Origin of the sequence: Methylomarinum vadi (genome assembly GCF_000733935.1) — a bacterium.
GTDB classification, from domain to species: Bacteria; Pseudomonadota; Gammaproteobacteria; order Methylococcales; family Methylomonadaceae; genus Methylomarinum; species Methylomarinum vadi.
In genome coordinates, this window is record NZ_JPON01000001.1 from 1,172,207 (window position 1) to 1,197,912 (window position 25,706).

Sequence of the window (25,706 nt, forward strand, 5' to 3'; positions counted from 1 at the left end):
TCCCTTTACTGGTTCTCTGGTTGGTTTGGATCGTTGGCCGAGGCGTCAGGATCGTTGATCAACTGCGCGAGTGTTTCTTGATCGCTAAGAGCCAACCGTGCCGGTGCGCCGGTACGTTTCAATCGTTCGATAACCTTTTCAGCACTCCCTTCCACTTCCAACATGACATTAATCAACGGCCCATAGGCTTGACTGGCCCAGTGGACTAAATGCTCGTAAGAGATTTGCGCGGTTTTCTGCGTGGTTTTGATGCGTTCCTGAATGTCATTAACCCAGGCCATGCACGGATAAGATGCAGCCAGGTATTTGCCCGGCTCCAGGATCACGTCCCAGGGGATTTCCCGATCCCGGTTATGGAGTTCCAACTCCCAGCGTACCCAGGGGCTTTCCGGGTCACCCAACTGCTTGCCCTTCTCATAGACCCGCATCATTTTGCCATTCTTGCGTTTGCCGACATAAAACGTGCGCCCTGTTCCGTCCGGTTCCAACCAATTGCCTTGCTGACTACAGGAAGGCCGATTGCCTCCGGCATTGAATAAATCGGATTGATAGAAGTTCACCGCATCGTTGACCGAAGGCACGCCGTCGAATTGATCGATAGCCCCATCCCAGCGGGTAATCCGAGCGTTTAGAATGTCATGAAACAAGTGATAACAGCTTTCCCAATCTTCAATCAAGGCGCAGGCCGAACCGGGTAGACTGACAAAGGCTGTGCCGCGCTGTCCGCCATAGGCGAATAAACCGCCGGTGTCGCCTATCGTGAAAGAGACTTGATAGCCGTGTAAGCCGCCCTTACGTTGCTCCAGTGAGCCGAAGGGTTCCCCAAGGAACAATTTAAACCAGCTTAATAATTCGGCGACAGTTTCACGCGATGGCGAAAATTGAAAGCTGGTATTCAGATAATCGGTTAACGCCGCTCTGGGTTCCGTGCTTGGATTTGCTAACGGCGTTCGAATAATCTTGTATTTGCCATTGCTTCCAATGGGACGAATTTGAAGAGTGTCGCCTGATTCTGAATCATTAATACTAAAACTTTCCCCCCGTATTACCAGACGGGGGACTTCGCCCGCCGCCGGGCAGGCACGCTCAGAGCCTGCGCGTGCCTGTCCGTCAGCGGGCGCTGGGCTCGCGTGCGAATGTTCGGAGGGAGTCGCTTGTGGTAACACTCCTGAATGGAAATGCTCAGTGGATTTCTTGTGCATACATTAGCCTATTTAACCAAGGCAGGACGGCCAATCCGTCCCGCGATGGTTAGCTAAGGTATGCCACAAAAAATCAAATCACGATGCCGTTAAAAAGTATTTCAGGGCATTGACAGTCGGTTGATTTTCTGCGCTTCCCGATAGTCGTTTAATCGTTTGGTTAAGGCGTTTTCCGTTTCGATTCGGTTGTCATAGCGGTCAAGTTCCAATTGATCGCAAATATCCAGTATTTCACGGTGCTTTAGATCATTGAGCCATTGCGTGGCTTCTAGAATCGCAAACAGCATGTACAACAAACGGTGCCGCACTCTCCCCTTTAACTGCGGCGATTGAAGCCGGTAACTCACCGATGACAAAAACTTTTCATCGCCTTCTTGCTGAGCACGGGCGAAACGATCTTTGAAATAAGGAATTTGATGAATGATGGATTTATCAATATGTACGGCCAGACAAAAAGACTCATCGTTGCCTTGCATCGCTTCCGGTACCAGCTGGGTAAGCTTTCGGCCATGGACCATGACCGATAAAAAGTTATAGAAGCTGGCAAGCCCGAAAGCCGATATACATTGAACAAACCGCATTTGCAATTGTTGCTCTTCGGGCGATAATTTATCGAATTCAAGCTTGGCTTTTTTCTGCCCTTCCGGCGTTAAGTCGAGGTCGTCGATATGGACCAGCTTTTCATCGATCAATTGACCCAGTTCGTTTGATCCTTCCAAACAGTCATTCAGAAATCGAGTTTGTTTGTCAACCGTGAGGCTGGCCAGTTCTTGAAATAAATCGCAAATATCGTCGTCGGTTGGAAAAATCGCTCGGAATAACGCCGTCTCGATCCGCTTTTCATCCTGATAAAGTTGGGGATAACCTTCGCATCGTAGATTCTTAATAAACTCATTCAATCTCGGTGAAAACCGCAGCCATTTTTTGTCGGTTTCGATATTACGAAGCATCCAGATATAGTCAGGCAGACATGAGCCGTATAGCTGAATGACGAGTTCAAGATTGGGTCTGGGAATGGTCGTCATAGGGTGATTTCAGGTCCTTTTGAAGGGTGTGGCGTGGCCAACCGCCACCCAACCACAGGGACCTCCCGGCTCTGGGGCAACGCTGCCGCAGCCCCGCCGGGTCCCTCCTGTGGATGGCTGGCTACCGTGATACAAAAATTATAATCACAAAAAGCGATTGGCCAAAAGCGGGCCGTCTCGTCGTAGGCGTCATTGGCATCGGTTGGCTCGTCGGTGCCAGTTGTCTACATTAACGTGCTTGATTGCAAGACCTGGTGACGTTTTAGGACGCTGGCGCCAGCGCCGAGTCGTCCTTGCGCTGCCCGAAACCCGCACGGAATTCAAGTGGGGGGACGACGCGAATCTAACGCAAAAAAACAACTCACCGTTTAGCAACCAATTGCGGAGGTATAGTTCACGTGATGGCATAAGAGGTAATACCTGTATTCTAAAACAACCTGTCGGTACTTCGGGCTCTAAGAAGCTGTAGACCTGATGAGGGGGAATAGGCGAAGTCCGTCAGGGCCGGAGGCCTAAAATAGACCTCAACCCAGGCCGGGTATGGGCGCAATATTCTTCATGTCACTGACGAATTTTTTTTGTAATATGAGGCGGACCATATATGGTACCGTTGTTTCGCCAGTAAATCGTTTTTGGAAGTTCGACAGAACAGGGAACGTCAACGATCATGACCTATTTCTTGAACAAGGGTTTTGATCTCGTTCCATATACTTTCATCAATCGAATTACCCCAAACTCCCTTAAGCAACTCATAAAACTTAGCATCCCTTTTCGCTAAGCTAACTACGTTTCCAATGACTATATCACCATTTTTTACTAACAATGATTCAAGAGGCCCTGCAGCAAGATTATCTAAAACACGATCTTCATCAGTTAAATTTAATATGTCTAGAATTATTTCTAATGCTTGTTGAGGGTTCTTATCAATAAGTTGTTCAAGTTCTTCATATGCCCACCAAGTCAATTCAGCTTCAGTACTACTAACGCCAAAAGTATAGGCATCGCGGCAATTTTGAATCCATGCTTGGGCAATTCGAATATATTCTTTATTCATGATTATTTAGCTGAGCAAGTCGGAGGTTCGAGATTAAGCAACTTACGATCAAATGGGTCAACTTTACAACCTTTAGCATCTGCCTCAGCAATCTTCTTACGAAGTCTATTTATTTTCTGTCTAATTTGGTCAGCATGACCAATGTATGTACCCTTCCTTACGGCCTTAAACCGGTAAGTGCCGAGCCGGTTATCTTAAAAGGAAAAACCTATCGAGTCTGCCCCTTTGATTGTGACCCCTTTGATTCGATCGCTTCAACTTCCGCTTGATCGCTTTTCCATCTAACATCGTGAACAGATGAAAAACTTGTTTTGCTATATCCAAACCCACTACGTTACGATTCATTTTGGACTCCTCTTTGTCCCGGTTAAATTCTTGGGTGCATTATGACACCGTTTGGGGGTGGAGAGGAGTCCATGTCATCACGCTACGAGCTAATTTTTACACTCTTTAAGCACTTGTATTAATTGATCGAAATTTAATAATTTCTTTTTCGCCTCGGCTTCACTTATTTGCCAAATCCTCATTTCATCATTTTCAAGCTCATGCCTCTTGGAATTTAAAAAACCATGATTAGCGAAGGATTCAGCATCTTGAAAATACAGAAAACCTTCCATAATTGGAATTTTTTCTTTCATTTCCAATGCATTACCAAGATAAATGTAAGTTTCTATACTTGGAAATTCATAATTACTATCAAAGTAATTAAACCTAAAATAACATTTATTTCTATTAAAATAAGGGGGGGTATCCTCACTAGCCATAGTAATTATTTTCATAAAGTTGACCTGAATCCGTGACTTAAGAAGTGATAATCTCTTCTATCCTAATGATTTAACAAGCTTAATCTGGGATAATGTCGTTATTTCTTCATTCACCCACTCAGTGAATCATGAAACGATTTATCCTGGAGCAGTCAGAAACTGAATTTTATACCAGCCATTCCGGATTAGCCTTAGTGGGCTTATGTTTGAATCAGTATGGCCAACTCAATCAAGTGCTGGATAAGGGTATTCCATTGCGCCACGGTATCGCTCATGCCGATATTATCAAAAGCATGATCGGGTCGCTTTGCCTGGGCAAGAGCGATTTCGAAGCGATTGAGAATTACCGCGACGACGACTATTTCAAAACCGCGCTGTCGATTCAACAAGTCCCCTCCAGCGCTCGCCTTAGACAACGGTTGGACGAACACGCCGAGGCACTATTGCCGCTCGTTTATCAGAGCAACATCGATTTTCTGGCCCACGCGCAAGTCCCGGTAACGCCGTTAGCCACTGGTCATGTGGCGCTGGATATCGATGTTTATCCGATGAACAACGAAAAAACGCGCAAGGAAGGCGTCTCCCGGACCTATAAAGGATTCGACGGCTATGCCCCCATCGCGCTTTATTTGGGCCAAGAAGGCTGGTGTCTTGGCAACGAACTGCGCGAAGGCAAGCAACATTGCCAATACGAATTCCTCTATTCCTTGGAGCGCGGACTGACTGCAGCCAAGCGTCTGACACCCTTGCCGTTACTTGTTCGCCTGGATAGCGGGCATGACGCACTCGACAACCGAATTGTCTTACAGGAAGACGAGCAAGCCGAGTTCATCATCAAATGGAATCCCCGTAAACAGAATGCCGATGCTTGGCTAGCCTACGCCGAGCAACACGGACAATGGGACACACCACGTGAAGGCAAACGGGTGGCCTTATTTAGTGTCACGGAGGAACACACCCGAAACGGCCAAACCTATTCCTGTCGTCGCGTCATACCCACAGGGCACAAGTGCAAATCACCGAACGAACGACAACGGCTAAGGGACAACTCCTGCTGTTCCCTGAGATCGAGATGGAAGGCTGGTGGACAAGCCTAGCTTCTACCGAATATGACGACACATTGATCGTTCAACTGTATCGTGATCATGCCACCGCCGAGCAATTTCACAGCGAGTTTAAAACGGATCTGGACATCGAACGCTTGCCTTCGGGCAAATTCGCCACCAACGATGTCATCATGACCCTGAGCGCCTACAGCTACAATATCTTGCGCTGGATCGGCCTGATCGGCTTACTGGGGCAACAAAGCCCCATTCGGCATCCGGCCAAACGACGCCGCATCAGAACCGTCATTCAAGAACTCATGTATCTGGCCGCCCGTTTGATCCGTACCGGTCGCCGGTTAAAACTGCGCTTTTCCAACGCTTGCCCCGGCTTTATCGCGTTTGAATCGACCTACACAAAACTCGCCGCCGGTTAACCCTTCAACGTTTTCAGCTTCAAACCATCAGCGTGGCAACACCGCGTTTAATCTCTCTTTGCCCAAAAAACGCCATGCCCCTATTATTTTCTCAAAACCTACGAAAAAAAGTTTCAATAATCCTCAGTTAAACTCGACTTTATTGATAGCGTTATAAAATCTCCGAATTTTGGAAAACTCAAGACTAAACAACCACCCGCTCAAGCGGGTGGGTTCCAATAACGGACTGAAAGTCCGGATACGCGTCGACTAAACGACGCGTCTTAGTCGGGCTCCATCTTGAAATTATCGTTTGGATTAGGTTCAAAGTGATGCTCCAAATATTGCTTTATCATCTCATCAGTCATTTGCCCCACTGTGGCGCAAAAATAACCGCGGGCTCAAAAATGTCGACCCCAATATCGCTTTTTCAAGTGCGGGAACTCTTCGAACAGATAGCTCGAAGTTCGTCCCTTGATTCGCCTCATGATTTCGCTTGGGGCCATAGTCGGCGGCGCACTCACCAAAATGTGCACATGATCTTTGCTCACGACACCTTTGATAATCCGTATCTCAAAGGCTTCGCATGTCTGCCGCACCAAGTCTCTCACTCGTTCGGCTATTTCATCCTTCAGCACTTTATAACGATACTTCGTAACCCAAACAAAATGATACTCAATTTGGTAAACCGTATGGCTGCCGTATCTATAGTCCATCGCCACCTCCTTGGGCAAATTATCGCAGCTAAAGCTGACCGGCTAAAGCCGGTGGTTTAAACCTTATGATGGATAATTAATTTCCCAACCAATAATTGAAGTCACTGATTCAGGGATCATACAATAAGCCTTACATGCAGACTGAGCTGCACCAAATCAATCTAATGAAGAAGGAAATTGGACGATAAATGCAATTTTCCATTAAATTAGACCGAAAGCCGATGGACCAAATCAACCGTTAAGGTGAAAACCCGTTGAAGAGATATCACCAAAATAAATTAAACTTTGTAAAACACGATCTAGCTACGTTAGCGTTCACGTTAAGTTGCGCTACAAAATTGCTTTGAACTTTAGCACACAAATTTGGTATAGCAAGTTTGCCGAGTTAAATCCCATTCATGAAAGCTGGCCTTAAGCAATTGGATAATCGCTTGAATAACGAGTATGCCGTAAACTGAGTCATTACAACGCCTGGGATTAAGGGCATCCCGTTATACACAAATCTAGGTCTCCCGCACAGCGCGTATTCCCATGGCGAAATCCATGACGCGCTGTAATCCTTGCCAGAGTGATTTGGCGCCAGGTTCACCATCGCCTTTGCGCCCCAAGAATCCACCAAAACTCGCAATTAATCGAATCGCTTCATTGAGTTTGGGTGGCTCAGGCGGCAAGGGTTTACGGGCAACCAACCAAGCGGCTTGCCATTCTTCTCGATCAAACACCACTTCGCAGTCCATCTCCGGACATTCCCGTCCCAAGCGCATCAAGTAACCGATTCGCCAGGCAATAATCATAAACAAAGCCAATGCCAGTTCGATGCGTGAAATGGCAGATAATTGCAAGGCTTCCACCTTGCAGCCGTTTTTCAAGATGTTGAAAAACAGGTGAGTAGACCGCGGGAACTTCCCCCGCAGCCTCTCGCAGAACGGTACGTGAACCTCTCGATTCATACCGCTCCCATCAGGCAAACGCGCCTGTCATTCCTACTCGCCAATGGGCGAACAAGTTCGGGCATTGTTCAGCTATGTGTTCAAGAAACTGCGCCGCTCTAGTTTTGTGCCATCGAAGGGCTTTAAACTTTCGTCTTGCCCATCTCACCAACGTTTTGTTGAAGTGACGACACATCGCATACAAGGCCGATCGATAGTACCGACCATAATAGCCAATCCATCCATTGATAATGGGATTCAGCCATTGAGCTAGTTGCTCAATACTCAGCTCGGTACGCATGCGTATGCGCAGTTTCCTGATTTTCAGTCGCATCGCTTTCAGGGCGACTTTGCTCACCGCTGGCGTAAAATTCACAAACAAACTGTTGCGTTTGCGATTTTTACAGAGCCGTGGCTTAAAGGTATAACCTAGAAAATCAAAGGCCGTATTTTCATAGCGTCCTTTACGACTACCATCTTTACAGTAAACGATCTTGGTTTTCAGCGGATGCAGCTCTAATCCACAAGCTTTGAAGCGCTGTTCCAGGATTGTCAGCATCTGTTTGGCTTCCCTTTCACTACGACAGTGCACCAAACCATCATCCGCATAGCGACACCAGGGTGTATTCGGATAATACTTTTGTAGCCATTTGTCGAAGACATAATGCAGAAACAGGTTGGCGAGCAAAGGACTGATCACGCCACCTTGTGGCGTACCCTTTTCCCGCGACACCTGTTCGCCATTAGGCATCTGCATCGGTGCCGTTAACCAACGCCGGATATAAAGCCGAATCCACGGACAGTCCGTGTGTTTATCAACGGCTTTCAGCAACAGATCATGCGGGATGTTGTCGAACAATCCTTTGATGTCGAATTCCAGCACCCAGTCGTCATGCCAACAGCGTTCCCGAGTAACGCCGATCGCATCCAGTGCTGACTTGTTCGGTCTATAGCCATACGAATCCGCGAGAAAATGCGGTTCAACTGCCGGTTCAAATTTCAGTTTGACCACCATCTGCGCCACACGATCATTCACTGTCGGTATCCCCAGTAGACGCTCTCCCCCCGATTTCTTCGGGATCGCAACCGCTTTAACGGCCGGCGGAAAGTAACTGCCTGACGATAACCGGTTCCAGAGTTTGTAAAGATTGTCTTGCAGGTTTCCTTCATACTCTGCAAGGGTTTGCTGATCAATGCCAGCGGCACCTGCATTGGCTTTCACCAATTCAAACGCGCGCATGACTTGCCATTTGGAAATGACAAAAGGTTTTGCTTGGCTCATGACCTTCCTCCTGTCTGTCGACAGTTGAAGCCTGAACAAAGCAGCCCGACGTTGTCCCTTCGCTCCACGTTCATTACCAACGCTTCCTCACTACTACGAACAACTCCGCCCCAGTATCATGCATCGATACTCTGATGCTCATAAATTTCGTTATTTGCATGCCTCTCTTCACATCATGATGACTGGTTCCCGCAGTTCCCATCGAAAGCCCGCTATAGAGTCACGCCTTCTTTACGCCGGACACCGCTTGCACAGCATTCGGAATTCACTTGCAAACTGATCCCAGAAGATCGAAACGCCTCTGGTTTTGATGTCAATTCTCTGGATGACGACGCGTCAACAAAGGTTCGGGGTTACTCGTCTCTCTATACCTTACCTGCTAATTATCCATTAACTTTTCCTCAACGCTCACTACCTGCACTCTTAATACACGCAGCTTGAGGCGGTTTGAAGCCGGCTTCCGACAGCAGACTCCGGTGGGCCTACCACCATCTTCCAATGAGCTTAGCCACAATTCACCGCATATCCTATGCGACTAACTTGTGTGCCTGCGGCACACTTTCGATCTCCCAGCGGCAACGATACCAGTCTACATATTCCGCCGCTTCGGATAGCGTATTCCCGACGCGGTTCGTTAACAGTCGCCATTCCAAGGGTTTTTCTCCCGCCGGTGGATCGATTTCTTTGGCCAAAATGGCCGTAGCTTCAAATGTCCCACCGCCTTCGGCTGGCAAACTGACCCGCAATGATCGCACCTGTTGGACGATATCTCGTCCCTTGCGCCCAGCGCGCGGCGGTAGGTAAAAACCTAGCTCTCCGAGCGCATCGGTTTGGGCGACTTTATCCCATAGCTTGTCCGTCTCCCCACTTAATTTGCGGTTATGTTTGGCTCGAATCAGCCAATCCGCCGGATGGCCAAGCGCATCCGCCCGCTGCATTAAGGCCAAGAGATCGGCCTCTCGATCCGCAACATAAACCAATCGGGTATCAGGACACTCGATGGCCCGTTCGGCTATCCGTTCGTAGCCTTCAATCCAGCGCAAACTCTCCAAAATACCGGGACGGTGACCTTGTTCATCTTTCGCTTCGCGCGCCCACATCCAGGCATCCAGGACACCTAAAGGTAAACGCTCTGGCGTTACCGCATACGTCGGATGGAGATACATTCCACGTTGCGCTTCATACGATAACGGCCCCAATCCTTGCCCTTGACGACCGTTAAAATCTAACTCCGTGGTATCTTGCAAACATAACACCACCGGTTGCGAACGCATCCGCGTCAACGAGCAGTCTATATGCGGCTGCAGAATATCACGCCAGTCCACCTCTTCTTGAGCAAAGAAACGATAGGCGGCTATAGTTTCCGCCCAACCGCCACAGGCCCCAGGAATACTGGCCGTCGGTTTCGCGGCAAACTGCTTCAGCAGTTTGATAGAACGTGCATTCAAACGTTGATCTCCTAGGTCGATCCGTGATAACTCTTCCTTTGCCCATCCCATGGTGACTTTCAGCTCCTCATGCAAAAAACTCAGATCATACTGTTTTTAGTGACTTGTGTATAACGGGATGGATTAAGGGCTGTAAGAGGCCGGTAAGCAACTGTAGCTAAATCGTAGCTACGCTATATGTTTACTACTGTTTTTAAGGCTTATTGAGACTGTTTTTGATTTTAGCGGACAATGCAAGGCGTTGATTTAATTGAATTGATATTGAATAGACAATATTTGTAATCAGCCGGTCGCAAGAAGGTTGTTTAAGACCTATGTACCTACATCATCAAACCTGTACTCGATAGCGTTTCTCGTTTACCAATAATTCCTCAAATTCTTCCGCGGTTAATGGTTTGTTTAAATAGTAACCCTGCAGTTCGTCGCAGTCTTTTTGCCGCAACATACGCCATTGTTCAGCCGTTTCGACGCCTTCGGCGATGGTTCTAAGACCCAAGCTTTTCGCCAAACCGATGATTGAGTCGACGATTATTTCACTATCTTTATTGACAGTCATATTCTTGGTGAAAGAGCGGTCTATTTTTAGTTTATCCAGGGAAAATGCCTTGAGATAACTGAGTGACGAATAGCCGGTTCCGAAGTCGTCTATCGATAATTGCACGCCCAATTGGCGCAGTTGCCGGGTGATTTCGAGTGCCGCCTTGGCGTTTTTCATCGCGATGCTTTCGGTCAACTCCAATTCCAAATACTCGGGAGCAAATTGGTGCCGTTTCAACGTCGTTTTAACGGTCTGATAAAGAACATCCTCCTTGAATTGGGCCATGGAAAGGTTAACGGCGATGACCAGCTCTCCTAACCCTGCGTTTTGCCATTGTGCTGCTTGGGCAACAGCCCGGTCCAACACCCAGTCGCCAATCGTCAAAATCAGGCCGCATTCTTCTGCCACCGGAATGAATTCGACAGGCGGCACCATGCCCCATTGGGGATGCAGCCAGCGTAACAACGCTTCTGCGCCTATGATTTCGCCGCTTTTCGCGTCGACTTGAGGTTGATAATAGACTTGTAGTTCGCGCCGCTTTAAGGCCAGCCTCAAATCATGTTCGATTTCCATGCGCCGCATGGTGGCTTGCTGCATTTCTTCGGTAAAAAAGGCAAATTGATTACGGCCTTTGTGCTTGGATTGATACAAAGCGGTATCGGCATTTTTCGACAATGTTTCATAATCCTGCCCATTCTCCGGGTAGAGACTGATACCGATGGATGCAGTGATGTGCAATTGGTAATGATCGATATGAATCGGCCGGGCGATAGTATTAATGATTTTAGCGGCGACTAGCGCGGCCCCTTTAAAATTGGCTTCCGACAATAAAATATTAAATTCGTCGCCGCCGAGACGCGCCACAGTATCTTCTTCCCGCAAAATTTGTTTCAACCGTTCGGAAACCTTGATCAATACCTGGTCGCCGATGGTATGGCCGAGCGAATCGTTAATGTTTTTGAAATGATCCAAATCCATAAACAGCAAGGCAAAGGACTTGTTTTGCCGTTCCGAGACGATCAGTTCATGATCGACATGAGCCCTCAATAATATCCTGTTGGGAAGATCGGTCACCGGGTCGTAATGGGCAAGGTGCTCGATACGCTCTTCCGACTCCTTATGCAAGCTGATATCGGAAAAAATGGCGATATAATTCGTGATAGCGCCATTATCGTCACTGACCACGCTGATCGTCAGCCATTCCGGAAACAGTTCTCCGTTTTTCCGCCGGTTCCAGATTTCACCTTGCCAATACCCATTCTCCAGAATTGCTTGCCACATCTCGCTATAAAATTCACGGTCGTGCCTTCCCGACGATAAGAAACCGGGATTTTTTCCTAGTGCTTCCTTTTCGCTGTAACCGGTAATCTCAGTGAAAGCGGGATTAATTGAAATGATGCTATTGTTCTGGTCACAGATCAGAATCGCATCCTGGCTTTGTTGAAAGACCTTGTCCGACAATTTCAGATTTTCCTCGGCCTGACGACGGGCCATTTCGCGGTCGTAGGAATCTAATGCAAAACTGAGATCCTCTTTCATCTCATCGAACAAACGAATGATTTCTTGATCGAAATAATTCGACTCTGAAGTATAAACATTGAGCACGGCATAAGTCTCGCCACCGCGGAGTATGGGTACCGCGCAACTAGATCCCCATTGACTCAGCCTGGCGAGTTCATGCCAAGGCTCGGTGGTTTGGTCGTTTGGGAAATCATTACTGGCGATAATTTGTCCACTGAGATACGCTTGGGCGGTCGGCCCTTGGGCTAGGGGATCATCGGGATGCAGGGTGATTTTCAATTGCTCCACATAGCTCTTATATTCACCAACGCTAACGACAGGGGTTATTCGATTATCGTCGTTCCGCACACCAATCCAGGCCATCTGCACGCGGCCGAATTCGACCGTGATTCTGCAAATAGACTGGAACAATTCTTTTTCATTATCGATTTTAACGATAGCCTGATTGATTTGGCTCAGTGTGGCATAGAGGTGGTTTAAGCGATTGATTTTATCCTCACTGGCCTTACGCTCGCTGATGTCATTGATCACCGCATAAAAAACCGGCTGCTCTAAATCGTCGTGAAACTGCAAATTGACTTCAACCGGATACAGGCTGCCGTCCTTACGTTTATGCACGGTATCGAACACCACTTGTCCTAACCCTGATTTCAGCAATTGCGTCAGCCGTTTAAACTTGGCCTCGTCGTATTCGGGCTTCAGATCCAAAGGCGTCAATTGTTTCAATTCATCCATGCTATAGCCCAGGTTGACCCTAGCCCCCTCGTTGACTTGAATAAATTTCAGCGTTTCGCTGTCGAAGATATAGATTTCATTCAGGGAATGTTCCAATATCTCCCCCAAACGTTGATTATCCGTTTCCGCCAATTTTCGGGCCCGCATCTGCTCCTTCATCCGGCGGTTCAAATACCAGAAATGAATCGCCCCCAACAATGGGATTATAATAACGACCACTCCAACCAAAATGTATTCGACCGGATACTTTTTTAACCACGGTAGATAAGATTGGTAAATAAACCCATTTAGTTCACTGCCGTTCGGCGCCATTTTTTGCCTGACGAAAATATCGGCCATCCGTTGCCAGCGCTGCGGATTGGTATGGCCAATCTCGATCAATTCGGGCATGATCAACTTGCTGATGGCATCCGCTTCGAAACGCAAATGTTCCTTTGATTTCTTGACGCCGTATTTTGCAATGATCAAGTCGATGATTTCTTCTTTATGAGACAAGGCATATTGCCAGCCACGAAGCGTTGCCGATAAAAAACGCTCGACCCGCTGAGGGTGACGTGCAATTTCCTGCTCGGTGGTATAGAGTGTATCGCCATAAAAATCGATACCGTAAGTAAGCGGGTTAATAATACGGTATTCTATGCCGGCCTGTTGCAACAAAAACGGCCGGTTGGTCAGATAAACGCCGACCGCATCGACTTGACCGGAAATGAGTTCATCGACGCCATAGCTTTGCTCGACCACCTCGATCTGATTCAAACCAACGCCTTCATGAATCAACATCGCAATAAAGCTGGTCGCTTTATCGTTCATTTCCAGCATGACACGCTTGCCTTTCAGGTCGTGCGGCGTACGGATACCGCTATCTTTAAGCACCATCAACACCAATGGCGAATGCTGAAAAATGGGCGCCAATGCCACTACCGGCTTGCCATGCAGGCGATAAAACAACAAATCGGACTCGGTCTGACCGTATTGGGCGTTCCCCAACAAAACCTCGTCGATCGATTCACCAACCAACGCTGCCTCTTTTAATTCGACCTCCAATCCCACTTCCCGGTAATAACCTTGAGCGATCGCGGCATAAAAACCGGCAAATTGGAATTGATGTAGATAGCGCAGTTGAACGGTGACTTTTTCTAGAGGCTGGACAAAGGCGGACGACTCGGCTTGAACAAAAGCGCTGTGCAAGAGCAACAATAAAACTAAAGGCAGTTTTAGGCACCATTTATTTCCGCCAACAAACCGGCTTAGCGCTCTTTTCTCAGTGTTAGTAATCGTGTCAGGCATAACGGGCAACCTAAGATAACCATTTTTGGTAAAAATTCTTTACCTTATTCTGCAAATTCTCTAGGCTTTCTTCTCCGTGCCCTGAAAAATCACCCTTTTTGCTCCAAGCCAGCCGCTTCTCTAGTTGCTCGATTCTGGCCTGATCAGCTTGTTGTTTGGCGATAATCGCGGCCGGAATAGCTTGCACCGGATGTTTCGCATCCTGCAATAACAGTTTCTTGATCTCCAAATCATATTCCAGACGATGGATGTAATTCGACTGCTCTTCAATAGTTTGTTGCAACTTAGCCACGCTGGTGGATTGCTCCCTCTTGACTTGTCCAGCCGATTGGTCGGCATTTTTCAAGGAACTGGATGACGCGGCCTGCTCAAGTAATCTAACGGTCAGTTGCTGTCTACAGTTTGCGAGACTTTTCCGCTGCCAAAAAAGCAGAATCAGGGCCGTGAAAACGAAGGTTATGAAAACCACGCTGACGCGCATATCAGCAGTCGCGGTTTGCTGCCAGTCAGCCAGCCAAATGCCTAGCTGGAGCATGAATTCATTCATAAGACCCGCCCTGCTTGCTTTGCAGTAATTTATAATTACAGCCGCTTACCGCCGTTGAATAGAGGAAATTTGCCGCTGCTGAAGGGGTTTTCCGGATACCCCACGAAAACCAATTTAATTACTAAATGTAGCAGAATTCATCTCCATACCGAAAATAATTTTCGGCCATGGGGCCTGGAAACCGAGTCATGGCTACGTTTTAATCGAATCGTCCATTCCGATCACCTCGACCTTTATATTGTCGTCTGGTGCAGACATCATAAAATCCTGCAGGGTTTCCAAGATATCGTGGTCGATAAATTGCGCCTTAGTCGCATCGATTTGCACCGTGCTGTTTTCATCGATCTGAAACAACAATCGGCGCAGTAATGCCTTGTTGAGAAATGATACATCTTTGTTCATTGAAAGCAGGTAATGATTACCTTCCTGATACAAGGTAATGGAGGCATGATAATGGGCGCGAATGACGAAATAGAGCCCGACGGCGATACCAATGATAATGCCCTGCAACAAATCGGTGAGCAAAATAGCGATAATAGTCACGACGAACGGCAGGAATTGCCCCCAACCCTGTCGATAACTATTGTGAAAAAGAGAAGGTTTGGCCAGCTTATAACCGGTCTGTAGCAAAATAGCCGACAAACAGGACAACGGGATCAGATTGAGAAAGCGGGTCAAATACATGACGCTAAGGAGCAGCAACAGGCCGTGAATAAAACTGGCGACACGGGTGCGACCACCGGCGTTGATATTGGCCGAACTACGCACGATGACCGCCGTCATCGGTAAACCGCCAATCATACCGCTGATGATATTGCCCACTCCCTGAGCCTTCAATTCGCGATTGGTCGGTGCGGTCCGTTTCAGCGGATCGAGCTTGTCAACCGCCTCCAAGCTTAGCAATGTTTCCAGGCTGGCGATGATCGCCAGCGTTGCAGCAATAGTGTAGATCTCGGGATTGCTGAAAAAACTAAAATCCGGCAGTGTAAACAAATCCACAAACTGCTCGAAGCCGCCCGTCGCCGGCAACGAAACCAGATGCTTGCCGGACACGGCCCATGCTGGAAAATAGGCCTTGGCGGACAAGTTGTAGACGATACCCCAGGCAACCGCTACCAATGGTCCGGGAAACAACCGAACCAAGGTAAAACGCTTTAGCCAAGGCAATTCCCACAGCACCAGAATCAATAACGAAACCGCGGCTATCAATGTCGCGCCGGGAGAAATTGCGGCAAACGAGGAAATCAATTCCTGAAAACTGGATGCCGCGGTTTCCTGCATATAGCTCTCGTCGCCTTCGAAGCTTACATCGTAACCGACCGCATGGGGAGTTTGTTTGATGATCAAAATCAAACCAATGGCGGCCAACATTCCCTTGATCACCGAGGATGGAAAAAATGCTCCGATGATGCCCGCGCGCGCAAACCCCAACAAAAATTGCATGCCTCCTGCCAGCACGACACATAACTGAAAACCGCTAAAACTGCCCAGTTGCTCTATGGCATTGAATATAATGACCGTCAAGCCGGCCGCCGGCCCTGAGACACTGAGCTGGGAACCGCTGGCCCACGATACGACAATACCTCCCACCATGCCGGCTATCAATCCGGCAAATAATGGAGCGCCGGATGCCAGCGCGATGCCCAAGCATAGCGGCAAAGCCACCAAAAACACAACGATCCCGGCCGGAATGTCCTGCCTGATATGGGAGAGGTAATAACTCAGATGTTTATGAATCATTGACGCTGAAATTCGGAATAAGGAAATAACTTAACAAACTGTAACAGATGGGAACGAAACAAAGGAAAAATAAAATGCACGATCCTTCATTGCATCTGGGTAATACCCTCAGCTAATCAGCATTTTTCTTCGCCGATTATTTCATAAGAATTGCCCAAATTCAGGAGACAGCAACATTATCCAGTTGCCGTACTTAGAATAGATAACGCTCCCGCCCTCGGGTAACCCATGCGAAGGATGATATCACTTCCATATACGGTATTAGGCTATTTTGTTTTGGTGAATACAATGGATATGCTCATTCACGCTTTCTGATTCAACCGCGCAGCCCGTATGATGCAGCGCGGAATTCGGGAGTTCGGAACCCAGTTTCCTGAATGCTGCACGAACAGTGTCATTATGAATCTATCACTCCGTTAAAAATCAGGATTAATAGATACCTAACTACCAGCGAATTCGCATTCATAGATAGGATGAATATGGTCTCCGGGGTTCATCTTGATCAGCGGTTTCAACAAGCCGTCTTTCAGATTATAAACCCAACCGTGTAACACCGGTCTGCGCTGCTTGCTCCAGGCCTCCTGGACAATAGAGGTATGCGACAAAGCATGCACCTGTTCCAGAATATTGAATTCGACCAGTTTGTTGACTCTCTCGTCTTCGCTAGGCATGGCATCGATTTCATTTTGGTGCAAGCGATAAACGTTTTTAATATGCATTAACCATTTATTGGTAATTAACAAACTGGCATTTTGCTTGGCCAGTGCTGCGCGAACACCACCACAGTAATAATGGCCGCAGACAACAATGTGCTTGACTTGTAGCACATTCACCGCATACTGCATCACGCTCAGACAATTAAAATCGGTGGCAATCACCTGGTTGGCAATATTCCGATGAATGAACATTTCCCCTGGCTTGGCATTGACCACGATTTCGGCCGGTACTCGGCTATCGGAACATCCAATCCACAATAATTCAGGTTTTTGTTCCTTTGCCATTTCTTCAAAATAAGCCGGATTATCGATCTTGCTCTTTTCCGCCCAGATTTTGTTATTCTTTAAAAAGTCATCAACTTTTTGCATGGTTTATCCTTAATGCTTAGATACTTTGCCTATGTCCAATCTTACATTGCGTCATTACCAGTTGCCTGCCCTAACTAAGCCTGCCGACTTTATCGAATTTAATAAATCCATTGTAAACACCCAACCTTTCAATAACCTTTCAAATTCATGAATATTTTATTAATCGAAGATGACGAAGTATTGGCCGACGGGCTCACTCATACCCTGTCTAACAGCGGTTTTTCGGTCACAGGCGCCAAAACGGGCCAGTACGCCGAACATTTGTTACAGGCCCAGGATTTCGATTTAATCGTTCTTGACCTTGGGCTGCCGGACATGGATGGTTTGGAACTATTGCGCAAATTTCGCAGTAAGAAGCTGGCCCTGCCGATTCTTATTTTGACAGCCCGAGACGCGGTTAACGACCGCATCGAAGGTATCCGTCAGGGCGCCGACGATTATTTGACCAAACCGTTCGAATTAAGAGAACTGGAAGCGCGCCTGCATGCATTGATCAGACGTTGCTATGGCGGTTTCAGCAATGCCATTACGGTGGGCCGATTATTGCTGGACACCCAAAACCACCAAGTCATGGCCGACGATCAGTTGCTAACCTTGGCGGCACGGGAATTTTCCGTGTTGGAAATTCTATTGCTACAAGCTGGCAAAGTCGTTAGCAAGGAACGTATCGCCCAGCGTTTGTCCGCCGACGGCGAAGCGCTGGCCGATAATGCCATCGAAGTCTATATCCATCGCCTTAGAAAACGTCTCGAACCGTATCAGGTCGTTATTCGAACGGTTCGTGGACTGGGTTACTTACTGGAAAACCAACCCCATGAATAAAACAGCCAGCCTAAAGGCAACAATCACTGTCCGCCTGATTATTCCAGTCATATTATTCCTCACGATCGAAACGGTCCTGTCCTATTTCGTGACATTGCATTATGTTGATGAAGCCTACGACCGTTGGTTGCTGGATTCCGCCCGTTCATTGCTGCAGGAAATCAAAGTCAAGGGTGGCCAGGTCTATGCCAAACTGCCAACCAGTGCCATGGAGATTTTCAAATGGGACGATGTCGATAAAACCTATTTTAAAATCATCGCAGAAAACAGCGGCGTGCTGGCGGGTGATCAGTTCGTCCCCGAACCTATCAAGGCGATCGACTGGAACAGACCTTATTTTTTTAATGCGATGATCCACGAAGAACCGATACGAGTCGTTTCGATGCGGGCCTCTGGCGACAACCTGCCCGAGAAAGTCTTTATTCATGTCGCGGAAACATTAAACAAACGCCGCGATATGATGCTCGATATTCTATTGGCCGACCTGGTGCCGCAACTGCTGTTGACGCTGCTTATCAGTATTTATTTGTTCAAGGGAGTCAACCGTGGGCTGGCGCCATTGCATAAACTGACCAATGAAATCGCGCAACGCTCTCCGCGCGATCTAAGCCCCGTACCGGAAACTCATGTATTTGCCGAAGTCCGTACGCTGACCGACACGATAAACCACTTGCTTGGCAAACTCGCGACCGCCATCACCGCGCAACAACGCTTTATTGCCAATGCAGCCCATCAATTACGCACGCCACTGGCCGGGTTAAAGCTGCAAGCGGAACGGGCACAACGCGAAAAGGACATCGACGCCATGCGCCCCGCACTGGCACAGATTCAAAACAGCGCCGACCGGGTTTCCCATATGATCACGCAACTCCTGGTGCTGGCCCGTTCCGGTCCGATAGAAGGCAGCCATCAATTAGAACCGGTCGACCTGCGTGTATTGGCGCGGGATACCTGTATCGAATGGGTGCCGAAAGCACTGCAAAAAAAGATTGAATTGAGTTTCGACGACCCGGGCACAAGCATAACCGTCAAGGGCGACAAGGTATTGCTGGGGGAATTGCTGGCCAATCTGCTGGATAATGCCATTACCTATGGGCGTCCGCACGGCAACATCAGCGTCCATGTCTCGCGCCGGCCAATTCCTTGTTTGAGCGTGGCCGATGACGGTGCCGGCATTCCCGCCGCCGAGCATGACAAAATATTCGAACGCTTCTATCGGATACCCGGCAGCCCGGGAAAAGGCTGCGGCTTGGGTCTCGCCATCGTCAGGGAAATCGCTGACCTACACCAGGCCCAGCTGAGTTTGGGCTCATCGGAAAGCGGCGGCACTCTGATAGACCTAAAATTTCCCAATCGATCCGGCTAGCAATGAAAGCGTTCGTGTCGTGCCGTAAAATTCTGGCCGAGCGTCCTCTCCTAAAAAGTATTCTCGATCACTACTTCGTCCATGCCTAATTGACCCGGTCGAGGCCTGGCTTCCTGTATGCCTTTGCCGATCACGACAAACATGCTGATGACATGGTCGTCCGGCAGATGGATCAGTTTGCCGACCTGCTCGAAGTCGAAACCATCCATCGGACAGGAATCGTAACCCATGGCCTTGGCCGCCAGCATCAACGTTTGCGCGGCGATGCCGCAAGACCGCATCGCTTCGTCCCGTTGCACGCGCTCCTTACCGCGATAATAGCGATCGATGGCCGGCAATATAAAATCCAAGACTTCCGGAGCGGCGTCGCGCCAGTAACGCTGGGGCTGTTTTTCCCACGCCTTCAGATCGGCGCACAATACGATCAGCAACGAGGCGTCGGTCACCTGCGCCTGATCCCAGGCCGCTGCCCTGATCTGCCGGCGCAGCTCCCGGTCCTTGACCACGACAAAACGCCAGTGCTGTATATTGAAAGCCGTCGGCGACAGCATCGCCAGCGACAGCAGTTGATTGATTTCGTCATCCGTCATTAGATGTTCGGGATCATATTGTTTGACCGAACGACGCAACTGTATGGTTTGTTTGGTTTCCATTATTTTTCTCGGTTTTGCTGTTGTTCCCGGTGATAAGCGACAATACGCTCGACTTCATTCATGGAACCTAAAATCAGGGGGACTCGCTGGTGTATATCCTCCGGTCTGATGTCCATGATCCTTTCCCGGCCGGTCGAGCAGGCTCCGCCCGCCTGTTCGACGATGAATGCCATGGGATTGGCCTCGTACATCAAGCGCAAACGTCCCGCCTGCGTAGGGTCTTTGTAATCGTAAGGATACATGAATACCCCGCCACGCGTCAGGATTCGATAGACTTCGGCCACTAACGACGCAATCCAGCGCATATTGAAGTTCTTGCCGCGCGGACCGTCCTCGCCCTGCACGCATTCGTCGACATAGCGCTGGACTGCAGGCTCCCAAAAACGCTGATTGGACATGTTAATGGCAAATTCGCTGCAATCGGCCGGAATTTTCATAGCCGGATGGGTTAGATAGAACTCCCCCACTTCCTGGTCTAATGTAAAGCCGTTCACGCCCTGGCCTGTGGTCAATACCATTATGGTCGAAGGCCCGTACAGCACGAAGCCGGCGCACACTTGCTCGGAGCCCCTGCGCAGAAAATCCGCCATTTCCGGTTCCACGCCTTCACGGCAACGCAAGATGGAAAAAATACTGCCCACGGTCAGGTTAAGATCGATATTCGACGAACCGTCCAACGGATCGAACAAAGCCAGATATTTTCCTTTCGGATACCGCTCGGGAATACTGATGAGGTCGTCTTCTTCCTCCGAGGCCATGCCCGCCAAGTGCCCGTTCCATTTCAACGCATCGACCATGATTTCATTACTGATAATATCCAGCTTTTTCTGCACTTCCCCCTGGACATTTTCGGAATCGGCATTTCCCAATATTCCGATCAAATCGCCCTGATTGACGAGGTGAGAAATTTTCTTGCAGGCCGTCACTATATCGTTCAACAATAAAGTGAACGTCCCAGAAACGCCAGGCATCCCACGCTGCTGCTCAATAATAAACTGGGTCAAAGTCACTTTATTGCTCATGTTGTTTGTATCTCCCGCGAATCAGTTTGGTTGAAATTAATTGCGCCAGTTTACACGATTTTCGCTGTCGACTTCGCCTCGTCGACTCGGCATTTTGCGGCGGCATGCTCGTCCGCCTTGAATAGATGTTAGAAAAAGGGTTATCGCTTAACTCCTAGGCATTAATCAGCGGCCATGCTTTTTGATTTATCCACACAATCTGTGGATAACTCTGTGAGCACGCTGTTACAAACGCTCTCAAGCGCTCGACACTAATAATTTTTCGTTAACTTGATCAAAAAATAAACAATTGGCTCTTAGCTGAAAAACAACTTTGTACTATCTTGGTCATTGCCGAAAGGCAAAAACTTTCATGATAAACTCCGCCCTGTATGATTCTTCACGCAGGGCATTTTTAACATTCCTTTCTAATCGACACAACTCATGCCTGAACAATGTCCGGAGCAATTAAAATATCTATTCGCCCCGCCTAAAACCCTTTCCGGCGCAATCAAACGGTTATCACTCGTGCTAAGCAATGAACAAAAGCTAATGATTGCCTTAATGTCGGAACATGACTTGATCGATTTACGTTATACCCTCGGGGTCGCCATCAGAAAAGCCTTCAGCCTCGATAACCAAGCAAGCAGTTTGTTGGTCGACTGCGGAACGACCCGTCCGGAGCAAGCGGCCGACATCATTATCAGAGAAGTCTGGAAAACATTGACGGAATAAAGCAATGACGAAATGTTCGTTTAGCTAAGCCAGGCACATCGTTCAAAATGCTTGTCGACTTGGCATCGCTCCTTAATGGTGCATAAAATAGCCTTGTTTAGTGCGCAGTTGCCGGCATTCTGACTCAAATCTGCCAAAATTGGCGAACGATGCTCCCCATACAAAACGCGGTCGCTGAAAGCGTATTGATATTGATAAAGTTACACTTTAGTAAATCATTACAAAGGCCGCGCCTGAAAGTTATACCTATATAAATAAACCGCTTCATCACTTAAACCATTCAGGCCCGAATATTGCAGACAATTTAACGATATTGTGACTGCATAGGGGCAAAATATGACCATTCGAGAGGCCATCAACCATAAAACCACATACCATTTTGACCGTCTGGTCAATTTATCCCCACACGTTTTTCGTTTACGCCCCGCGGTTCATTGCCGAACACCGATCAAGGCCTATAGCCTGCGTATAGAACCCGATGAGCATTTCATCAATTGGCAGCAGGACCCGTTCGGCAACATACTCGCACGGGTTGTTTTTCCGGAAAAAAGTCGCCATCTCCGTGTCGAAGTCGAAGTCATCGCCGATATGACGGTGATCAACCCGTTCGATTTCTTCCTGGAAGAATCGGCGGAAAACTATCCCTTTACTTATCAAGAGCAATAAAAAAAGGAACTGGGTCCCTATCTGCAAATCGTCGACAACGGTCCGTTATTGAACGAATGGCTGAACAAGGTCGATAGAAGCGAAGTCAGAACGGTCGATTTTCTAGTGGCATTGAATCAACAGCTATGGAAAGACATCAATTACAACATCCGTATGGAGCCCGGTATCCAAACTTGCGAGGAAACGCTGCAAAAGCGTAGCGGTTCATGCCGCGATTCGGCCTGGCTACTGGTACAAATTCTCAGGCACCTGGGACTGGCTGCCCGCTTCGTATCGGGGTACCTGGTGCAATTGACCGCCGATGTCAAATCCCTGGACGGCCCTTCCGGGCCGGAACAAGACTTCACCGATCTGCATGCCTGGGCCGAAACCTATGTTCCGGGCGCCGGTTGGATCGGATTGGACCCGACCTCCGGTCTGTTTGCCGGCGAAGGCCATATTCCGTTGGCCTGCACTCCCGATCCGGTCAGCGCGGCGCCGATCGAGGGCGCAACCGACCGTTGCGAAGTCGAATTTGAATTCAACAACACGGTATCGCGGCTCCATGAAGATCCGCGTGTCACCAAACCTTATAGCGACGAACAGTGGCAAGCCATCGACGCGTTGGGCATTCAGGTCGACGAATGTCTGCAACAAGACGATGTGCGCTTGACCATGGGCGGCGAGCCGACTTTCGTCTCCGTCGACGACATGGAAAGCGCGCAATGGAATACCCAAGCCGACGGCGCCCACAAACGCAAACTGGCGCATAACCTCATTCATAAACTGAGCGATGTTTTCGCCAAAGGCGCCTTGTTGCATTACGGCCAGGGCAAATGGTACCCTGGCGAACCCTTGCCGCGCTGGCAATACGGTTGCTTCTGGCGCAAGGACGACGTACCGATCTGGCGCAATCCGGCCCTGCTGGCGAATATCGAACAGGATTACCAGTTCAATCATGCCGATGCCAGCCAATTCATGACCGTGCTCTGCAATCATCTTGGCATCGCGACGAATTACATTCGCCCGGCTTACGAAGACAGTATTTATTATCTGTGGAAGGAAGGCAACATACCGACCAATCTCGACCCGCTCAAACACAATCTGAAAGACAGCATCGAACGCCGCACCCTGGCCAAGCTATTGAACGGCGACTTGGGCTTGCCGGCGGGCTATGCCCTGCCCCTGCAATGGGATTGGCAAAACCAGCATTGGTGCAGCGGTCCATGGGATTTCCGCCGCGGCGCAATGTTTTTGATACCCGGCAATTCGCCCATGGGCATGCGTATGCCGCTGGATAGCTTGCCGTGGATAGCGCCGGAAAAACGCGACCCCCAGGAACCGCAAAGCCTGTTCGAGCCGTTACCGGAACTGGGGGATTATTACGGCGAAGTCACCCGCCGTTACAGCGAGTATACTACCCACCCCGATCCACACCCGGAAATCAACCCGCAACCGATCGCAGATCTGCAAGAGCATATCGTTTCTGTTCCCCATACCGCCTTGTGCATAGAACCTCGCGACGGTCGGCTATTCGCATTCATGCCGCCGATGTCGCTGTTGGAACATTATCTGATCGTGATCGCCGCCATCGAAGCCACCGCCGAAAAACTGAACATGCCGGTGATCATCGAAGGCTACGAGCCGCCGCGCGATTACCGCATCGAACGCCTGATGGTCACGCCCGACCCCGGCGTCATCGAAGTCAACATCCACCCCTCGCGCAGTTGGCATGAATTAGTGGAAAAAACCTCGTTGCTTTATGAGCAGGCCCATCAAGTCCGCTTAGGCACCGAAAAATTCATGCTGGACGGGCGCCACAGCGGTACCGGCGGCGGCAACCATATTACGTTAGGCGGAGAAACGCCTTCCGACAGTCCGCTATTAAGGCGCCCCGACTTACTCCGCAGCCTGATCACCTATTGGCAGCACCATCCCGGACTGTCCTACCTGTTTTCCGGTCTTTTCATCGGCCCCACCAGCCAGGCGCCGCGAGTCGACGAAGGGCGCGACGAAAAATTGTACGAACTGGAAATTGCCTTTCAACAAATTCCCAAGGGCGAAGTCCCGGCTCCCTGGCTGGTCGATCGCTTGCTCCGGCACCTTTTAACCGATATCACCGGCAACACTCATCGCGCCGAATTCTGCATCGACAAACTGTACTCGCCGGACAGTGCCTCCGGCCGTCTCGGCATTCTGGAACTTCGCGCTTTCGAGATGCCGCCGCATGCGCGCATGTCGCTGGTGCAGAACCTGCTGCTGCGCACACTGATCGCCTGGTTCTGGCGCACGCCCTACGAGCACAATCTGATCCGCTGAGGCACCGAGTTGCATGACCGCTTCATGCTACCCCATTATGCCTTCGAGGATTTGCGGGAGGTGGCCGGCGATTTGCAGCGCGCCGGCTTCCCATTCCAAATGGAGTGGCTGGCGCCGTTTTTCGAATTCCGCTTTCCGGTTTACGGCACCGCAAAAATCGAGAATATCGAACTGGAGTTGCGTTTCGCCATCGAACCCTGGCATGTACTCGGCGAGGAAATGAGCAATACAGGCACCGCCCGTTTCGTCGACTCTTCGGTCGAGCGCTTGCAAGTCAAGGTTTCCGGTTTCACTTTCGGCCGATACATCATCACCTGCAACGGTCGGCGCCTGCCGCTGCGGGCAACGGGACGCAAAGGCGAATACGTCGCCGGAGTCCGCTACCGGGCCTGGCAACCGCCTTCCGCCTTGCATCCTACCATCGCGCCACATACTCCGATAGTCATCGATGTGTTCGACAGCTGGAACGGCCGCTCGATCGGCGGATGCACCTACCATGTCTCGCATCCCGGGGGGCGTAGTTACGATACTTTCCCGGTCAACAGTTTCGAAGCGGAAGCCAGGCGCATCACCCGTTTCTGGGATTACGGCCACAGCCCCGCCAATATCGAAGACATACCACCGGTGTTGCAATACGGCAAAGGCAACAAAGTTACCGGGGTTACCTTTACCAGCCATAATAACGTCAGGCCGGCGACGACTCCGGCCCTGGAACTGCCGGACGAAGAGTACCCCTATACGCTGGATTTACGTTATGACAAAAAATTGTAGTTGCGCTAGCATGGTTTAGGGTTTTAAGAAGGAACCTTCATTAAATGTTTAGGGCATTGACG

15 protein-coding genes and 5 pseudogenes are annotated in these 25,706 nt (G+C 49.2%); 6 read left to right on the top strand and 14 right to left on the bottom strand.

Annotated features, from left to right (window positions below; all coding sequences use genetic code 11):
• Nucleotides 1-5 precede the first annotated feature (5 nt).
• From EP25_RS0105970 to EP25_RS0105990, 4 genes are all read right to left on the bottom strand, one after another.
• The gene (locus EP25_RS0105970; protein ID WP_051906434.1) at nt 6-833 is read right to left on the bottom strand and encodes a replication initiation factor domain-containing protein; all 828 of its coding nucleotides are present in this window, start codon (nt 831-833) and stop codon (nt 6-8) included.
• A 470-nt stretch (nt 834-1,303) separates the two neighbouring features.
• Nucleotides 1,304-2,227 (bottom strand): hypothetical protein, encoded by a 924-nt coding sequence (locus EP25_RS0105975; protein ID WP_152555604.1) that lies wholly within the window; start codon nt 2,225-2,227, stop codon nt 1,304-1,306.
• A gap of 658 nt (nt 2,228-2,885) precedes the next feature.
• Nucleotides 2,886-3,281: a DUF6869 domain-containing protein gene (locus tag EP25_RS0105980; protein ID WP_031433034.1), complete on the bottom strand. Its 396-nt coding sequence runs from the start codon at nt 3,279-3,281 to the stop codon at nt 2,886-2,888.
• A gap of 434 nt (nt 3,282-3,715) precedes the next feature.
• Nucleotides 3,716-4,060 carry a hypothetical protein gene (locus tag EP25_RS0105990; RefSeq protein WP_031433035.1) on the bottom strand — a complete coding sequence of 115 codons (345 nt, stop codon included), beginning with the start codon at nt 4,058-4,060 and terminating at the stop codon, nt 3,716-3,718.
• Between the two features lie 113 nt (nt 4,061-4,173).
• Here EP25_RS0105990 and EP25_RS21800 point away from each other — a divergent pair.
• A pseudogene (locus EP25_RS21800) lies at nt 4,174-5,525 on the top strand (IS1380 family transposase).
• A 263-nt stretch (nt 5,526-5,788) separates the two neighbouring features.
• On the opposite strand, the pseudogene tnpA reads toward EP25_RS21800, so the two are convergent.
• The 8 genes and pseudogenes from tnpA to EP25_RS0106040 all read right to left on the bottom strand — a co-directional run bounded on the left by tnpA (nt 5,789) and on the right by EP25_RS0106040 (nt 17,332).
• Nucleotides 5,789-6,220, bottom strand: a pseudogene (gene tnpA / locus EP25_RS0106005) (IS200/IS605 family transposase).
• Between the two features lie 503 nt (nt 6,221-6,723).
• Nucleotides 6,724-7,101: pseudogene (locus EP25_RS0106010) on the bottom strand (IS4 family transposase); the annotation flags it as partial.
• A gap of 79 nt (nt 7,102-7,180) precedes the next feature.
• Complete coding sequence (gene ltrA, locus EP25_RS0106015) at nt 7,181-8,470, bottom strand: group II intron reverse transcriptase/maturase (RefSeq protein WP_235185849.1); 1,290 nt, start codon at nt 8,468-8,470, stop codon at nt 7,181-7,183.
• Between the two features lie 518 nt (nt 8,471-8,988).
• Nucleotides 8,989-9,930, bottom strand: a pseudogene (locus EP25_RS0106020) (IS4 family transposase); the annotation flags it as partial.
• Between the two features lie 277 nt (nt 9,931-10,207).
• Nucleotides 10,208-13,960 carry an EAL domain-containing protein gene (locus tag EP25_RS22425; protein WP_084190976.1) on the bottom strand — a complete coding sequence of 1,251 codons (3,753 nt, stop codon included), beginning with the start codon at nt 13,958-13,960 and terminating at the stop codon, nt 10,208-10,210.
• A 10-nt stretch (nt 13,961-13,970) separates the two neighbouring features.
• Nucleotides 13,971-14,507 (bottom strand): hypothetical protein, encoded by a 537-nt coding sequence (locus EP25_RS0106030; RefSeq protein WP_031433040.1) that lies wholly within the window; start codon nt 14,505-14,507, stop codon nt 13,971-13,973.
• A 192-nt stretch (nt 14,508-14,699) separates the two neighbouring features.
• Nucleotides 14,700-16,247: a SulP family inorganic anion transporter gene (locus EP25_RS0106035; RefSeq protein ID WP_031433041.1), complete on the bottom strand. Its 1,548-nt coding sequence runs from the start codon at nt 16,245-16,247 to the stop codon at nt 14,700-14,702.
• A gap of 440 nt (nt 16,248-16,687) precedes the next feature.
• Complete coding sequence (locus tag EP25_RS0106040) at nt 16,688-17,332, bottom strand: carbonic anhydrase (RefSeq protein WP_031433042.1); 645 nt, start codon at nt 17,330-17,332, stop codon at nt 16,688-16,690.
• A 147-nt stretch (nt 17,333-17,479) separates the two neighbouring features.
• Here EP25_RS0106040 and EP25_RS0106045 point away from each other — a divergent pair, with 147 nt between their 5' ends.
• The gene (locus EP25_RS0106045; protein WP_031433043.1) at nt 17,480-18,154 is read left to right on the top strand and encodes a response regulator; all 675 of its coding nucleotides are present in this window, start codon (nt 17,480-17,482) and stop codon (nt 18,152-18,154) included.
• Nucleotides 18,147-19,520, top strand: a complete 1,374-nt coding sequence (locus EP25_RS0106050; RefSeq protein WP_031433044.1) for a sensor histidine kinase — start codon at nt 18,147-18,149, stop codon at nt 19,518-19,520. The genes EP25_RS0106045 and EP25_RS0106050 overlap by 8 nt, the downstream gene beginning before the upstream one ends.
• A gap of 50 nt (nt 19,521-19,570) precedes the next feature.
• Here EP25_RS0106050 and EP25_RS0106055 read toward each other — a convergent pair whose 3' ends face one another.
• Both EP25_RS0106055 and EP25_RS0106060 read right to left on the bottom strand, forming a co-directional pair.
• Nucleotides 19,571-20,173 (bottom strand): nitroreductase family protein, encoded by a 603-nt coding sequence (locus EP25_RS0106055; protein ID WP_031433045.1) that lies wholly within the window; start codon nt 20,171-20,173, stop codon nt 19,571-19,573.
• Nucleotides 20,173-21,195, bottom strand: a complete 1,023-nt coding sequence (locus EP25_RS0106060; RefSeq protein ID WP_031433046.1) for a class 1 fructose-bisphosphatase — start codon at nt 21,193-21,195, stop codon at nt 20,173-20,175. The genes EP25_RS0106055 and EP25_RS0106060 overlap by 1 nt, the downstream gene beginning before the upstream one ends.
• 423 nt (nt 21,196-21,618) lie before the next feature.
• Here EP25_RS0106060 and EP25_RS0106065 point away from each other — a divergent pair, with 423 nt between their 5' ends.
• The 3 genes and pseudogenes from EP25_RS0106065 to EP25_RS21805 all read left to right on the top strand — a co-directional run bounded on the left by EP25_RS0106065 (nt 21,619) and on the right by EP25_RS21805 (nt 25,644).
• Entirely contained in the window at nt 21,619-21,909 is a 291-nt protein-coding gene (locus EP25_RS0106065; RefSeq protein WP_031433047.1) for a DUF6794 domain-containing protein, read from the top strand.
• 336 nt (nt 21,910-22,245) lie between these two features.
• Entirely contained in the window at nt 22,246-22,575 is a 330-nt protein-coding gene (locus EP25_RS23810; protein ID WP_235185850.1) for a transglutaminase N-terminal domain-containing protein, read from the top strand.
• A 105-nt stretch (nt 22,576-22,680) separates the two neighbouring features.
• Nucleotides 22,681-25,644, top strand: a pseudogene (locus EP25_RS21805) (transglutaminase family protein).
• The last annotated feature ends 62 nt before the right edge of the window (nt 25,645-25,706 follow it).

Bases quoted from the DNA above. Each gene is read 5' to 3' on its own strand.
- EP25_RS0105975 (WP_152555604.1), bottom strand. From the start codon at position 2,227: ATGACGACCATTCCCAGACCCAATCTTGAACTCGTCATTCAGCTATAC.
- EP25_RS0105980 (WP_031433034.1), bottom strand. From the start codon at position 3,281: ATGAATAAAGAATATATTCGAATTGCCCAAGCATGGATTCAAAATTGC.
- EP25_RS0105990 (WP_031433035.1), bottom strand. From the start codon at position 4,060: ATGAAAATAATTACTATGGCTAGTGAGGATACCCCCCCTTATTTTAAT.
- EP25_RS22425 (WP_084190976.1), bottom strand. From the start codon at position 13,960: ATGCCTGACACGATTACTAACACTGAGAAAAGAGCGCTAAGCCGGTTT.
- EP25_RS0106030 (WP_031433040.1), bottom strand. From the start codon at position 14,507: ATGAATGAATTCATGCTCCAGCTAGGCATTTGGCTGGCTGACTGGCAG.
- EP25_RS0106035 (WP_031433041.1), bottom strand. From the start codon at position 16,247: ATGATTCATAAACATCTGAGTTATTACCTCTCCCATATCAGGCAGGAC.
- EP25_RS0106040 (WP_031433042.1), bottom strand. From the start codon at position 17,332: ATGCAAAAAGTTGATGACTTTTTAAAGAATAACAAAATCTGGGCGGAA.
- EP25_RS0106045 (WP_031433043.1), top strand. From the start codon at position 17,480: ATGAATATTTTATTAATCGAAGATGACGAAGTATTGGCCGACGGGCTC.
- EP25_RS0106050 (WP_031433044.1), top strand. From the start codon at position 18,147: ATGAATAAAACAGCCAGCCTAAAGGCAACAATCACTGTCCGCCTGATT.
- EP25_RS0106055 (WP_031433045.1), bottom strand. From the start codon at position 20,173: ATGGAAACCAAACAAACCATACAGTTGCGTCGTTCGGTCAAACAATAT.
- EP25_RS0106060 (WP_031433046.1), bottom strand. From the start codon at position 21,195: ATGAGCAATAAAGTGACTTTGACCCAGTTTATTATTGAGCAGCAGCGT.
- EP25_RS0106065 (WP_031433047.1), top strand. From the start codon at position 21,619: ATGCCTGAACAATGTCCGGAGCAATTAAAATATCTATTCGCCCCGCCT.
- EP25_RS23810 (WP_235185850.1), top strand. From the start codon at position 22,246: ATGACCATTCGAGAGGCCATCAACCATAAAACCACATACCATTTTGAC.